The following is a 14,420-nucleotide window of genomic DNA, read 5'->3' as shown; positions in this document are numbered from 1 at the left end:
ATGCCCGGGTGCCGCCCCTCGCGCATGGTCCGGTGGCTACGCCGCCAGCTTCGCCAGGGCCGCGTCGATCCGGGCCAGCGTCGGCTCCTTGCCCAGCACCTGAAGGGACTCGAAGAGGGGCAGGCCGACCGTGCGGCCGGTGATCGCCACCCGCACCGGGGCCTGGGCCTTGCCCAGCTTGAGGCCGTGCGCCTCGCCGGCCGCCAGGACGGCCTCCTTCAGGGACTCGGCCGAGGTCCAGTCGGCCTGCTCCAGCCGCTCGCGGGCCGTGCGCAGCAGGGCGTCCGAGCCCTCCTTCATCGCCTTCGTCCAGCTCGCCTCGTCGAAGACCGGCTCCGGCAGGAACAGGAAGTCGACGTTGTCGGTGATCTCCGACAGGACCTTGAGGCGGGTCTGCGCGTGCGGGGCGATCGCCTGCCACTTGGTCTCGTCGAACGCCTCGGGCGCCCAGGGCGCGAACGGAGCCCGGAGCCACGGGCGGCAACGCTCGGTGAACTCCTTCACGTCCAGCAGCCGGATGTGGTCGGCGTTGATCGCCTCGCACTTCTTCAGGTCGAAGCGGGCCGGGTTGGGGTTCACGTCGGCGATGTCGAAGGCCGCGACCATCTCGTCGATCGTGAAGATGTCCTGGTCGGCGGAGAGCGACCAGCCCAGCAGCGAGAGATAGTTGAGCAGGCCCTCGGGCAGGAAGCCGCGCTCCCGGTAGAGGTTCAGGCTGGACTGCGGGTCGCGCTTCGACAGCTTCTTGTTGCCCTCGCCCATCACGTACGGCAGATGGCCGAACGCGGGCACCTCCTTGGCGACGCCCAGCTCGATCAGTGCCTTGTAGAGGGCGATCTGCCGCGGGGTGGAGGAGAGCAGGTCCTCGCCGCGCAGAACGTGGGTGATCTCCATCAGGGCGTCGTCGACCGGGTTGACCAGCGTGTACAGCGGGGCGCCGTTGGCCCGGACGATGCCGTAGTCGGGCACGTTCTCCGGGGTGAAGGTCAGCTCGCCGCGGACCAGGTCGGTGAAGGTGATCGTCTCGTCGGGCATCCGGAAGCGGACGATCGGGGCGCGGCCCTGGGCCTCGTACTCCGCGATCTGCCCGGCGGTCAGGTCGCGGCAGTGGCCGTCGTAGCCGGACGGCTCGCCGGCGGCGCGGGCCGCCTCGCGGCGGGAGTCCAGCTCCTCCTGGGAGCAGTAGCAGCGGTAGGCGTGGCCCGCCGCCAGGAGCCTGGCCGCGACGTCCTGGTAGATGTCCATCCGCTGCGACTGGCGGTACGGCGCGTGCGGACCGCCGACCTCGGGGCCCTCGTCCCAGTCGAAGCCCAGCCAGCGCATCGCGTCGAGCAGTTGGCCGTAGGACTCCTCGGAGTCGCGGGCCGCGTCGGTGTCCTCGATGCGGAAGACCAGGGTGCCCTGGTGGTGCCGGGCGAACGCCCAGTTGAACAGGGCGGTGCGGACCAGGCCCACGTGGGGGTTACCGGTGGGCGAGGGGCAGAAACGGACGCGGGGGGAGGTGGAGCCTGCTGCGCTAGCCACGCTTGACAACCTTGTTGGTGAGAGTGCCGATGCCTTCGATGGTGACGGCGACCTCGTCGCCGACGTTGAGGGGGCCGACCCCGGCCGGGGTGCCGGTGAGGATCACGTCGCCGGGAAGCAGCGTCATGGCCTCGGTGATGTTGACGATCAGGTCCTCGATGGGGTGGATCATCTCGCTCGTACGGCCCAGCTGGCGCTGTTCGCCGTTGACGGTGAGCTGGACCGTGAGGTCGTTCGCGCGCTCCAGGTCCAGGTCCGTCTCCACCCAGGGGCCGAGCGGGCAGGAGGTGTCGAAGCCCTTGGCCCTGGCCCACTGCTTCTCGCGCTTCTGGACGTCACGGGCGGTGATGTCATTGGCGCAGGTGTAGCCGAAGACCACGTCCTTGACGCGCTCGCGCGGGACCTCGCGGCACAGTCGGCCGATGACCACCGCCAGCTCCGCTTCGTGGTGGAGTTCGGTGGAGAACGACGGGTACTGGATCTCGTCCCGGGAGCCGATCACCGAGGTGGACGGCTTGAAGAAGGCGAACGGGGCGTCGGGCACCTCGTTGCCCAGTTCCTTCGCGTGCTCCGCGTAGTTGCGCCCGAAGGCCACGACCTTGTTGGGGAGTACCGGCGGAAGCAGCCTGACCTTGCTCAGCGGGACCTTGGTGCCGGACAGCTCGAAGTCCGTGAACGGGATGCCCTTGATGACGTCGAGGACGAGTTCGTCCTGCCTGTCGCCCTCGACCGCGCCGAAGGCGACGGTCCCGTCGATGGAGAACCTGGCGATGCGCACGGGTTGCTTGCGCCCCTTAACTGAAGACGACCGCGTCGGCTGGGGACCGGCTGGATGTCGGCTGGAGTCTGACGCTCCAGGCTAACGCGACGGAAGGCCGCGGCCTCGCGTATCAGCGGGGTGCGGTCTTCCGGGGCATGCCTTGTCCGCGGCACGGCCGGAGAGTCCGCGGGGGCCGCCTTGGAGGGTCCGCGACCGGAGGGTCCGCGACCGCCGTTGTGCGGCGGCGGGCACGATCCCTCGTGCGGCGGCGGTCACGAACCTCCGTTCGACGGCGGTTGCGAACCGTCATACGGCGGCAGTCGTGAACTGCCGTACGGCGGTTGGCGCGTGCCCCCGGCAGCGGTCCGTGCGCGCCTACTCCGCGGCGACGGCCGCGGCCGGAAGCTCGTCGAGAACCGTGCGCCGCGGATTGGCGGTGTGCGCGGGAAGGTCGAGGGAGTGCTCCGGATGTTCCGTCGCCTGCAACTCGTCGGCGTCGCCGAGGTGGGCGAGAGTCGTGCGACGCGGGTTGGCTATGGTGCGGAACATCATCGTGGTCTTCACGGCTGTAGGAACCCTGTCCTGTGTGGGTTGGCAGATACTTCCCTCTTGTAAAGCGTCAGGCTAAACATCCGATTCCCGGGCACCGTCGCGAAGTGCGCATGATCGCCGTGTGAGTTTGCTCACGAATCCGAACACAATCCGGTCAATTCCGGCCCGCAACTCACATTAGCGAAACGGACATTGCGGCTCCGACCCTGCCATTCCGCTCCTGATCATGGCGACTGGGACACCTGTCCGTCGCTGGCAACTCGCAGGAGTTAGTCCGATATGGGCGAGATCATTTTCCACGCCTCGTAATACTTCCCTCACACGCCGTCACAGGTTTCACCGGCTCGCCCATGGGCCTTGTTGGAGATCCGGCACTGTGCTGGAATTCCACGGACCGCCGCGGGATCGAGCCGGCGCTCAGGGGGCGCAAAGCAGCGCCGAGCGGCGGTGAGACGGGGGGAGCCAGCGCCGGTCACTCACGACCACCCGGGGGGCGTATTCAGGGCGCTCCCCGACAACGCCGAAACCGTGTCCCACCGCTCACGCGGAGGGGCGCCTGGTCCAGAGGTTGCGACGCTAGTGCAGGGACGTTTCAAGAGGGATGGCAGTGCTCCGGCCGAGCCGGGGCCGCACGGCGGGACCGACCGCGGTTCCTCCCCCCAGCACGCCCAGAACCCAGGCCCGACCCCGGCCGGCGACGGCGGAGAGCGCCCCGGGCGTCCCGGTGTCACGCCGCCGCCGTCGAACCCCACGCCCGCGGCCAAGCCGGCCAAGGCCCCGACCGGTCCCGGTTCACGAATAGCCCTGCGCAACTGGCGCATCTCCACCCGACTGGTGTCGCTGCTCGCGCTCCCCGTGGTCGCGGCCACCACGCTGGGCGGGCTGCGCATCAACCAGTCCATGGACGACATCCAGCAGCTCGACAACATGAAGCTGCTGACGGACATGACGAAGCAGGCGACCGAACTGGCCGCGGCGCTCCAGGAGGAGCGCGACCAGTCGGCCGGACCGCTGGCGAACGGCCAGAGCGCGAACAACTACACGGTCAAGGGCTACGAGCAGCGGACCGACCGTGCCCTGGCCAACTTCCTCAACGCCTCCGAGCAGATCGACTCCGCGAGCAAGGACGGCAACCTCACGGGTGTCCGTGACAGCCTCGTGGGCCTGGCCGGGCAGCTGGACAGCCTGGCCAAGATCCGCCGTACCGCGTACCAGCAGAAGAACAACTCGACCCAGACCGTCGAGGCGTACCACCGGCTGATCGCCCAGCTGGTCGACCTCTCGCAGGACATGGCGGAGGCGTCCAGCAACTCGGAGATGATCCAGCGCACCCGCGCCCTGGCGGCGTTCTCCACCGCCAAGGAGTACGCGTCCGTGCAGCGCGCCGTCATCGCCGCGGCGCTGCCCGACACCAACAAGACCGTCGGCAAGCTCTCCGACAACGACCGGCTCTACGGCGAGTCCGCGTTGGAGAGCGAGTCCTCCGAGCTGAACATCTTCCGCAGCCTCTACTCCGGGCAGGGCGCCGAGGAACTCCTCAAGCCCATCGACGAGGGCAACCCGACCATCGAGTCCGCGGACACCTACGCCAAGCGCGCACTCGGCGGCGAGGACGGCCTCAGCGTCCAGAAGCGCTCCTACCGCGACTGGGTGGACGACAGCTCGACCAAGATCGAGCAGATGCAGAAGATCGAGCACACGCTGCTCGAAGAGATGGAGCAGAAGGCCCGCGAGCTGCGCAGCGCCACCGAGCGCGACGCGATCATCTCCGGTGCACTGATCCTGCTCGTCCTCGGTGTCTCCCTGGTCGGCGCCTTCGTCGTCGCCCGGTCCATGATCCGCTCGCTGCGCCGGCTCCAGGAGACCGCCACCAAGGTCGCCCAGGACCGGCTGCCCGAGCTGGTCAAGCAGCTGTCCGAGTCCGACCCGCAGGACGTCGACACGTCCGTGGAGTCGGTCGGTGTGCACTCCCGGGACGAGATCGGCAAGGTCGCCACGGCCTTCGACGACGTGCACCGCGAGGCGGTCCGGCTCGCCGCCGAGCAGGCCCTGCTGCGGGGCAACGTCAACGCGATGTTCACCAACCTCTCGCGCCGCTCCCAGGGCCTCATCCAGCGTCAGCTGTCCCTCATCTCCGAACTTGAGTCCCGCGAGGCCGACCCGGACCAGCTGTCCTCGCTGTTCAAGCTCGACCACCTCGCGACGCGCATGCGCCGTAACGGTGAGAACCTCCTCGTCCTCGCCGGTGAGGAACCCGGCCGCCGCTGGACCCGCCCGGTCCCGCTGGTCGACGTGTTGCGCGCCGCGGCCTCCGAGGTGGAGCAGTACGAGCGCATCGAGCTGGCCTCGGTGCCGACCACCGAGGTCGCGGGACGCGTCGTCAACGACCTCGTGCACCTGCTCGCCGAGCTGCTGGAGAACGCGACATCGTTCTCCTCGCCGCAGACCAAGGTCAAGGTCACCGGGCACGCCCTGCCCGACGGCCGGGTGCTGATCGAGATCCACGACACCGGTATCGGCCTGTCCCCCGAGGATCTCGCGGCGATCAACGAGCGGCTCGCCTCGCCGCCCACCGTGGACGTCTCCGTCTCCCGGCGCATGGGTCTGTTCGTGGTCGGCCGGCTCTCGCAGCGCCACGGCATCCGCATCCAGCTCCGCCCGTCCGACTCCGGTGGCACGACGGCGCTCGTCATGCTGCCCGTCGATGTCGCCCAGGGCGGCAAGGTGCCCGCCGGCAAGCCGGGCGTGCCCGCCGCGGGCGGTCCGGCCGCCGCGCAGGCCGCCGCCGGTGCGGCGGCGGCCCGGCGCAACGCCGCCCAGGGCGGCGGCGGTGCCCTCGGGGCCGGCGCACCCGCCGCTGCGCTCGGTCCGGGTGCCGCGGGCGCCGGTGGACGGCTCGGCGCCGGCTCCGGGCCGCGCGGCCAGGTCGGTGCGGGCCAGGGTCCGCGGGCCGCGCTGCCCGGCACGGGCCAGGGCGCGCTGCCGGGCGGGCCCGGCGGCGTGGGCGGACCGCAGCAGGACCGGCCGGCTCCGGCCGGGGCAGGCGCCGGAGCCTTCGGCGGTCAGGCGCCAGGGGCCCCGCAGGGGCTGCAGGCCGCGGGCACGGGCGGGCCGCAGCAGGACGTCTTCGGCGGCCGTGGTGCCGCCCCGCGGCGCGACGGCACCGACCAGGGCCGCCAGCCGCAGCTGCCGCCGCGCGGCGGGCCGCGTGCCGAGCTGCCGGGCGGCAACCCGCAGCCGCGCACGTCCGGTTGGAGCGACGAGGGTGCACCGCCGCTGTCCCGGGCCTCGATGGACACCCCGCGCGGCCACGACGAGCAGGACCCGGCGCAGACCTCGCGCATGCCGCGCATCGACGACCGCCAGGGCCCCGGCGCGACGGCGGAGATGCCGGCCATCCCGGCGGCCGACGCCCACCAGGGTCCGGCGGCCACCGGCGAGTTCCCCCGTCCGGACTTCAGCGGCGCAGGCGGCGCCCAGAACACCGGCCAGTTCAGCCACGCGGGTTACGACGCCCCGCAGCACACCGGCCAGGCCCCGCGGCCCGGCGGCCCCGGTCAGCAGGGCGCGGGCCAGTTCGTCCGCTCCGACGTCTTCGGCGGGCCGATCGGACAGCAGAGCGGGTCCACCACGGGCCAGTTCGCCGCCCCGCAGACCTACGAGGGCGGCTCGACCGGTCAGTACCCCTCGCAGGGCTACGACAACGGCTCGACCGGCCAGTTCCCGGCCCCCGGCCACGACAACAGCTCCACGGGCCAGTTCCCCGCGCCCGGCTACGACAACGGCTCGACCGGTCAGTACCCCTCGCAGGGCTACGACAACAGCTCGACCGGCCAGTTCCCCGCGCCCGGCTACGACAACGGCGCCACGGGCCAGTACCCGGCCCCCGGCCACGACAGCGGTCCCACCGGTCGGCACTCCCTGCCCACCCGGCCGGGCCAGCAGCACACGGGCCAGTACGAGCAGCCGCAGCCGAACGGCCGGGGCACCGACTTCGGCACGCCCCGCCCGCCGGTCCCGGCACAACGCGGACCGCGGCAGCAGCCGGACGCACTGCCCCCGGTGGCCGGTCCCGGTGACGGCCGTACCCCGCTGTACGACACGCTGGAGACCAACTGGTTCCGCGGCGGCCAGCAGGGGCCGCCGCAGAGCGCGGGCCCGGCGGAACCGGCCCCGCAGCAGGCGCAGCAGCCCGGGCCGGCCGGCCCGGGGGGCCCGCAGCAACGTCCCGTCACGAGTTCCTGGCGCAGCTCGCCGAACGACGAGCTCGTCCGGCAGGCCCAGCGGGTGCGGCAGCCCGCCGCGGGCGGCGTCACCACCTCCGGTCTGCCGCGTCGCGTGCCCCGGGCGAACCTCGTCGCGGGCACGGCTCAGGAACAACAACAGCACCACAGCGGTCCGCAGGTCTCGCGTGCGCCCGACGACGTACGCGGCCGGCTGACCAATCTCCGTCGGGGTATCGCGCAGGGTCGCCAGGCCAACAACGGCCAGACCGGCAGCTTCCCGAGCCCCACTCACCAGCAGGAGCGTTAGTTGAGCCAGATGAGCCAGGCGGCACAGAACCTCAACTGGTTGATCACCAACTTCGTGGACAACACCCCCGGGGTGTCCCACACCGTCGTAGTGTCCGCCGACGGACTCCTTCTGGCCATGTCGGAAGGCTTCCCCCGGGACCGCGCCGACCAGCTCGCGGCCGTCGCCTCCGGGCTCACCTCGCTGACAGCCGGGGCTTCCCGGATCTTCGAGGGGGGCACGGTGGCGCAGACGGTCGTGGAGATGGAACGCGGGTTCCTCTTCCTCATGTCCATCTCGGACGGCTCGTCCCTCGCCGTCCTGGCCCACCCCGAGTGCGACATCGGCCTCGTCGGCTACGAGATGGCACTCCTCGTCGACCGCGCGGGCGCCGTCCTCACGCCCGACCTGCGCGCCGAACTACAGGGCAGTCTGCTCCACTGACCGGCCCCGGATCCACCCAGCTCACCAAATCACCGTCCGGCCGCCACAATCCCCCCACCGGCCCCGTCAGACGGCACGACTGTCCGACCTGCTGTCCCGCCCGGAGGATTCATGACCCCGCCCACCGCCTCTCATGATCCGTACGCGGAGCCGTACGGGGACGAGGGCGACCAGCCGCTGGTACGTCCGTATGCGATGACCGGCGGCCGGACCCGGCCGCGCTACCAGCTCGCCATCGAGGCACTGATCAGCACCACGGCCGACCCGGCAGCGCTCATGGGGCTGCTCCCGGAACACCAGCGGATCTGCCACCTGTGCCGCGAGGTGAAGTCGGTGGCCGAGGTGTCCGCGCTGCTGACCATGCCGCTCGGCGTGGCCCGGATCCTGGTCGCCGACCTCGCCGAGGCCGGCCTGGTCGCCATCCACCAGCCGGGCGGCGACGAGAACAACGGCGGCGCACCGGACGTGACGCTGCTGGAAAGGGTGCTCAGTGGACTTCGCAAGCTCTGACGGGGGCCGGGCCACCACCTCCGCGAAGATCGTGGTGGCGGGCGGCTTCGGCGTCGGCAAGACGACGTTCGTCGGTGCCGTCTCGGAGATCAACCCGCTGCGCACGGAGGCCGTGATGACGTCCGCGAGCGCGGGCATCGACGACCTCACCCACACCGGGGACAAGACGACCACGACGGTCGCCATGGACTTCGGCCGCATCACGCTCGACCAGGACCTGATCCTGTACCTGTTCGGCACGCCCGGCCAGGACCGGTTCTGGTTCATGTGGGACGACCTGGTCCGCGGTGCCATCGGCGCGGTCGTCCTGGTGGACACCCGGCGGCTGTCCGACTGCTTCCCCGCCGTCGACTACTTCGAGAACTCGGGTCTCCCCTTCGTCATCGCGCTCAACGGTTTTGACGGCCACCAGCCGTACACCCCGGACGAGGTGCGCGAGGCCCTGCAGATCGGCCCGGACACCCCGATCATCACGACGGACGCCCGCCACCGGGCCGACGCCAAGAGCGCACTCATCACGCTCGTCGAGCACGCGCTCATGGCGCGGCTGCGGTAATCGGGAAGAGATGCGACCCGAGTGGCTGCGCCGAAGGGGTAGGTCCTAAGTCGAAAGCCGCATACGGCAGTTGCCGTACCGGCGAGGGAGCCGGCTGTTGGCTTTGACACGGTCGGCTCCCCTGTTCATAACGTTTCGGCAGAGGAATCGGTTCAGATCGACACGCGTCGCGGTCGAATGAACCCGCTGCGCTCACAATAGCCCCGCCTTTTGGCGGGGCTTGTTCTTTATGACCGGTTTATCTGCGGCGCGCGTCACGGGGAATTCACTGGCTCCGCTGTTTGGAAGTGCGCTGGTCGTCGTGCTGGAATGCGGGAACTGCCCAGTGGTCAAAGACGCACGGAGTAACCGAGTGGTAGCCCGTCGGCATACCGGGCTCTGAGAGACTGCGGCACGACGTAGGTGCCCGCCGCCGAGAGGTTGTTGGTCGAGTGAGGCGAAGCAAGAACGGCTCCGAGCCGTCGGCCCGGGGCAACTTCACCCCGCCGCCGCGCGCCGCGGCGCCCAGCCCCGTGCCCGGTCCGGAGCGGACGGCCGCTCCCGTGCCGCGCGGCGGCCGCCTCTCCCCACGCAACTGGCGGGTACCGACCCGGCTGAACGCGATCCTGCTCATACCCGTGGTGGTCGGCCTGGTCATGGGCGGCTTCCAGGTGAACAGTTCGATCGCCACCTGGCAGCAGGCCCGCGACGCGGAGAGCACCGCACGCCTGGTCCGTACCGCCCTCACCTACGCCGACGCCCTCTATGTCGAGCGCGACGTCGCCGTGGCGCCCCTGCTGCTGAACACCGACAAGGCGCCCGTCGAGGACGCCCGCAAGAAGACCGACCAGGCCGCCGCCGCCTTCGACCGGGCCGCACGGACCATGCCGCAGAAGGCCGGCCTCGAACGCCGTCTGAAGCTGTTCCGCAAGGAGGAGCCCAAGCTCCAGGACCTGCGCAAGGCCGCCTTTACCACCAGGCTCACCGGTGTGCGGACCGAAGAGGGCTACGTCGGGATCGCCCACCCCCTGATGGAGTTCGCCAACGAACTCGGACTGGGCACCGGCAACATCACCTCCTACGGCCGTACCGTCTACGCCATCTCGCTGACCAAGGCCGCGCTGTCCCTCGAACGGTCCATCGGCATGCACCTGCTGGTCAAGCCCGGTCCGGACGCCCCCAACCTGGCCACCCAGCGGGTGGCCCTGTCGTCGTACGCCTATCTGGAGCGGATAGCCGTCGAGGAGTACCTGGGCGGCGGCACCGAGGCGGACGCGCAGAAGCTCGCCGACGCCGAGCAGAAGATCAAGACCGAGGGCGCCGCGCTGGCCCAGCAGGCCAAGGCCAAGGACCCGAAGTACGTCGCCCCGCCGGCCAACCCGACCACGATGACCTCGGCCGTGGCGACGCTGCCCGACACCGGCACCGCCGCCCGCGGGACACTGGCCGGCAAGGGCATCACCGCGCAGAACTGGTGGGCGGTCAACACCCTCAAGTACAACGCCTACCACGAGATCGAGTCGGACCTGGCCGACAAGGCGGTGAGCGAGGCCGCCGGCATCGCCGGCGACGCCCGGACCTCCGCGTTCGTCACCGGCGGCGCGATCCTGGTCGCCCTGTTCGTGGCGTTCCTCCTGGCCGGTGCCGTCGCCCGGCAGATGAGCCGCTCGATGCGCCGGCTGCGCAACGCCGCCTTCGGTATCGCCGAGCAGCGCCTGCCGATGCTGGTCGACCAGCTCTCCCGCACCGACCCCGGCCGGGTCGACACCCGGGTGGCGCCGATCCCGATCGCCTCGACCGACGAGATCGGCGAGGTCGCCCGCGCCTTCGACCAGGTCCACCGCGAGGCCGTCCGGCTCGCCTCCGAGCAGGCCCTGCTGCGCGGCAACATCAACGCGATCTTCACCAACCTCTCGCGCCGCAACCAGTCGCTGATCGAGGGCCAGCTGACCCTGATCACCGACCTGGAGAACAACGAGGCCGACCCGGATCAGTTGGAGAGCCTCTTCCGCCTGGACCACCTGGCGACCCGGATGCGCCGCAACGGCGAGAACCTGCTCGTCCTCTCGGGCGAGGAGCCCGGCCGCCGCTGGGACCAGCCGGTCCCGCTGGTCGACGTGCTGCGCGCCGCCTCCTCCGAGGTGGAGCAATACGAGCGCATCGAGCTGGCCGGCGTGCCGGAGGCCGAGATACACGGCCGCGCGGTCACCGACCTCGTCCATCTGCTGGCCGAGCTGCTGGAGAACGCCACCACGTTCTCCTCGCCGCAGACCAAGGTGCGGGTGACCGCGACCCGGCTGCCCGACGGCCGGATCATGATCGAGATCCACGACAAGGGCATCGGCCTGACCGCCGAGGACTTCGCGGACATCAACCACAGGCTGGCCAACCCGCCGACCGTGGACGCCGCGATCTCCCAGCGCATGGGACTGTTCGTGGTCGGCCGGCTGTCCGACCGGCACGGCATCCGGGTGCAGCTGCGGCCCTCCGGCGAACAGGCCGGCACCACCTCGCTGGTCATGCTCCCCGACGCGATCACCCACGGCGGTGGCGGCCAGCAGCCGCTGGACCGCGAGTTCACGGTCTCGCAGATCATCCCGGCACAGCAGTACCCGGGCGAGAACCCCGGTCAGCAGCTGCCGATGCGCACCGCGGCGGAACTCGGCTTCGACGACAGCCGGTACGCCGACGGATCCGACGGCGTCCGGGAACTGGACCCGGTCGGCCGCTCCCTGAAACGCGAGGAGCGCCGCGCGGCCCTGGGCGTCCAGGCGCCGGAGCCGGGCGCACTGCCCCAGGGCGGGCAGGAGCCGCCCGCGGCATCCCCCTACCCCGAGGGGTTCGAGGCACAGGCGTACGACGGCGGCCGTACGGGCTACTCCGAGCAGCCCGCGCCGTACGACCCGCAACCGGCGTACGAGCAGCAGGGCCCGCAGGCGTACGACGAGCAGTACTACGCAGCGGACGGCGCCTTCCCGGCGAACGGCGGCCTGCCGCAGGGCGACCCGTTCGCCCCGCACGGCGGCTACCCGCAACAGGCGTATGCGGAGCCCGCCCAGGAGCAGCAGGCGGGCCCGCAGGGCGGAGCGGCCGGCTCCTTCCCCGGTTTTGGTGAGCAGCCCCACCAGGATGACTGGTCGCAGCGGGACGCTTACCAGAACGGGTATCCAGGTCAGTACGCTCCCGAAGCGGAATCTTCGCAGGCCGGTGACGTGACGGAGCCGGACCGCGTAGGCTTCGACCGTCCGGGACCGGCTTCCTCCGCCGTCCACGAGCTGACCGACGCCGGGCTGCCCCGCCGCGGAACCATCGCGAGCGGGCCGAACGGCAACGGCCCGCACGACGCGGCGGGCGGGCACCAGGAGACGCCGGAGCCCGCACCGGAGAACAACGGGGACGGTGACTGGCGTTCGGCGAACGACGAGCGCTGGCAGCATGCCTCGCAGCTGCGCAAGCCCAAGGCAGGCGGGGTCACCCCCTCGGGCCTGCCGCGGCGGGTGCCCAAGGCCAACCTGGTCGAGGGCGCCGCGGAAGCCGCCCCGCTGGGAGGCCCACAGGTCTCCCGAGCCCCGGAGGACATCCGGGGCAGGCTGAGCAACCTGCGTCGGGGCGTCCAGCGCGGACGCAACGTCGGCGCAGGCGGTGAAACGAACGGCCAGGGCCTCGGTCCTGACAGCACCTACGACCAGGAGCGTTAGTGTGAGCCCGATGAGCCAGGCGGCACAGAACCTGAACTGGTTGATCACCAACTTCGTGGACAACACCCCGGGGGTGTCCCACACGGTGGTGGTCTCCGCCGACGGACTCCTTCTGGCGATGTCCGAAGGCTTCCCCCGCGACCGCGCCGACCAGCTCGCGGCCGTCGCCTCCGGTCTGACGTCACTGACGGCAGGCGCCTCCCGGATCTTCGAGGGGGGCACGGTGAACCAGACAGTTGTGGAGATGGAGAGGGGATTCCTCTTCATCATGTCCATCTCCGACGGCTCGTCGCTCGCAGTCCTGGCACACCCGGAGGCGGACATCGGCCTCATCGGGTACGAGATGGCACTTTTGGTGGACCGCGCGGGCACGGTTCTCACCCCGGATCTCCGTGCGGAACTCCAGGGGAGCCTTCTCAACTAACAGACAGACGGTGCGTTTTCGTCTTCCGGAGCCGTAAGGTTTCGGGACGCGGCTCCCAGGGACGGGTGCCCGGCACGGTCGGAGGAGGAGAAAGTGGCAACACCCCCAAGCGGTTCGTCGGCAGGCAACTGGTCGCACGGTCCTGCCCACGGCCAGGGTGACGGTTCGACGAACCGGTACAACTTCCCCTCCACCCCGAGCCACCGGCAGCCGTACGCACCGCAGGGCCCCGGCCCTTCGCCGTACGACCAGCCGCCGGCTCCGCGCATCCAGCCGGTACAGCCGCCGCGCCGCCCCGAGCCGGCGCCCGCCGTGGCGGCGAACAACCCCTTGGTGCGTCCGTACGCCATGACCGGCGGCCGGACCCGCCCGCGCTACCAGCTCGCCATCGAGGCACTGGTGCACACCACCGCGCAGCCGCACCAGATGCAGGGCCAGTTGCCCGAGCATCAGCGGATCTGCCACCTGTGCCGAGAGATCAAGTCGGTGGCCGAGATCTCGGCGCTGCTGACCATTCCCCTCGGCGTGGCCAGGATCCTCGTCGCCGACTTGGCGGAGGCGGGCCTGGTCGCCATCCATCAGCCCGGCGGCGACGAGAACGCCGGTGGCCAGCCAGACGTGACATTGCTCGAAAGGGTGCTCAGTGGACTTCGCAAGCTCTAGCGGCGGTCCTTCCCGCTCCACCACCTCAGCGAAGATTGTGGTGGCGGGCGGCTTCGGCGTGGGTAAGACCACGTTCGTCGGCGCTGTCTCGGAGATCAACCCGCTGCGCACAGAGGCCGTGATGACGTCCGCTTCGGCCGGCATCGACGACCTCACCCACACCGGGGACAAGACGACCACGACGGTCGCCATGGACTTCGGCCGCATCACGCTCGACCAGGACCTGATCCTGTACCTGTTCGGCACGCCCGGCCAGGACCGGTTCTGGTTCATGTGGGACGACCTGGTCCGCGGCGCCATCGGCGCGGTCGTCCTGGTGGACACCCGACGACTGGCCGACTGCTTCCCCGCCGTCGACTACTTCGAGAACTCGGGTCTCCCCTTCGTCATCGCCCTGAACGGCTTCGACGGAAACCAGCCGTACACCCCGGACGAGGTGCGCGAGGCCCTGCAGATCGGCCCGGACACCCCGATCATCACGACGGACGCCCGCCACCGGGCCGACGCCAAGAGCGCACTCATCACGCTCGTCGAGCACGCGCTCATGGCCCGCCTGCGCTAGCGCGAGGGCGGCCCCGGCACCGGGGCCGCCCTCGCGGGTCGTACGCCGGCCACGGGTTCCGTGGCCGGCCACGCGGCTCCGCGCCTCCCTGACGGGTGCGCACCCGTCCCTGGTACATGCCGAGAAGGGGCCCCGCCCGCCGGACGCTGTTGGTTAATTCGGCCCTTGCTGTGCCCCGTCGAGCGTCAGCTCGACGGGGCACAGTGCTGCGAAGTGGCTGGTGCGGGTGCGGGCTC

At 70.8% G+C, this 14,420-nt stretch carries 11 protein-coding genes; 8 read left to right on the top strand and 3 right to left on the bottom strand.

The features are described 5' to 3' along the window. Nucleotides 1-36: 36 nt before the first annotated feature. From gltX to ACFYPJ_RS29235, 3 genes are all read right to left on the bottom strand, one after another. Nucleotides 37-1,524, bottom strand: a complete 1,488-nt coding sequence (gene gltX, locus ACFYPJ_RS29245; RefSeq protein WP_389023423.1) for a glutamate--tRNA ligase — start codon at nucleotides 1,522-1,524, stop codon at nucleotides 37-39. Beyond that, nucleotides 1,517-2,302 carry a fumarylacetoacetate hydrolase family protein gene (locus tag ACFYPJ_RS29240; RefSeq protein ID WP_389023421.1) on the bottom strand — a complete coding sequence of 262 codons (786 nt, stop codon included), beginning with the start codon at nucleotides 2,300-2,302 and terminating at the stop codon, nucleotides 1,517-1,519. The genes gltX and ACFYPJ_RS29240 overlap by 8 nt, the downstream gene beginning before the upstream one ends. A 357-nt stretch (nucleotides 2,303-2,659) precedes the next feature. After that, on the bottom strand, nucleotides 2,660-2,848 hold the full coding sequence (locus ACFYPJ_RS29235; RefSeq protein ID WP_389023418.1) for a hypothetical protein: 189 nt from the start codon (nucleotides 2,846-2,848) through the stop codon (nucleotides 2,660-2,662). Nucleotides 2,849-3,415: 567 nt separating this feature from the next. Here ACFYPJ_RS29235 and ACFYPJ_RS29230 point away from each other — a divergent pair. The 8 genes from ACFYPJ_RS29230 to ACFYPJ_RS29195 all read left to right on the top strand — a co-directional run bounded on the left by ACFYPJ_RS29230 (nucleotide 3,416) and on the right by ACFYPJ_RS29195 (nucleotide 14,184). Continuing rightward, nucleotides 3,416-7,369 (top strand): nitrate- and nitrite sensing domain-containing protein, encoded by a 3,954-nt coding sequence (locus ACFYPJ_RS29230; RefSeq protein WP_389023415.1) that lies wholly within the window; start codon nucleotides 3,416-3,418, stop codon nucleotides 7,367-7,369. Between the two features lie 9 nt (nucleotides 7,370-7,378). Next, on the top strand, nucleotides 7,379-7,792 hold the full coding sequence (locus ACFYPJ_RS29225) for a roadblock/LC7 domain-containing protein (protein ID WP_037654657.1): 414 nt from the start codon (nucleotides 7,379-7,381) through the stop codon (nucleotides 7,790-7,792). Between the two features lie 111 nt (nucleotides 7,793-7,903). After that, nucleotides 7,904-8,302: a DUF742 domain-containing protein gene (locus ACFYPJ_RS29220; RefSeq protein ID WP_121890765.1), complete on the top strand. Its 399-nt coding sequence runs from the start codon at nucleotides 7,904-7,906 to the stop codon at nucleotides 8,300-8,302. Next, nucleotides 8,283-8,858, top strand: a complete 576-nt coding sequence (locus tag ACFYPJ_RS29215) for an ATP/GTP-binding protein (protein WP_389023413.1) — start codon at nucleotides 8,283-8,285, stop codon at nucleotides 8,856-8,858. Before ACFYPJ_RS29220 ends, ACFYPJ_RS29215 begins: the two co-directional genes overlap by 20 nt. Nucleotides 8,859-9,289: 431 nt before the next feature. After that, on the top strand, nucleotides 9,290-12,535 hold the full coding sequence (locus ACFYPJ_RS29210) for a nitrate- and nitrite sensing domain-containing protein (protein WP_389023410.1): 3,246 nt from the start codon (nucleotides 9,290-9,292) through the stop codon (nucleotides 12,533-12,535). Nucleotides 12,536-12,545: 10 nt separating this feature from the next. Further along, on the top strand, nucleotides 12,546-12,959 hold the full coding sequence (locus ACFYPJ_RS29205) for a roadblock/LC7 domain-containing protein (protein WP_376533226.1): 414 nt from the start codon (nucleotides 12,546-12,548) through the stop codon (nucleotides 12,957-12,959). A gap of 93 nt (nucleotides 12,960-13,052) precedes the next feature. Then, nucleotides 13,053-13,622 carry a DUF742 domain-containing protein gene (locus ACFYPJ_RS29200; protein ID WP_389023408.1) on the top strand — a complete coding sequence of 190 codons (570 nt, stop codon included), beginning with the start codon at nucleotides 13,053-13,055 and terminating at the stop codon, nucleotides 13,620-13,622. Beyond that, nucleotides 13,603-14,184 carry an ATP/GTP-binding protein gene (locus ACFYPJ_RS29195; protein WP_200262884.1) on the top strand — a complete coding sequence of 194 codons (582 nt, stop codon included), beginning with the start codon at nucleotides 13,603-13,605 and terminating at the stop codon, nucleotides 14,182-14,184. Before ACFYPJ_RS29200 ends, ACFYPJ_RS29195 begins: the two co-directional genes overlap by 20 nt. The last annotated feature ends 236 nt before the right edge of the window (nucleotides 14,185-14,420 follow it).

Source organism: Streptomyces sp. NPDC006012, from assembly GCF_042871185.1.
Taxonomy (GTDB): Bacteria; Actinomycetota; Actinomycetes; order Streptomycetales; family Streptomycetaceae; genus Streptomyces.
This window is presented reverse-complemented; position numbering and strand designations above follow the sequence as displayed.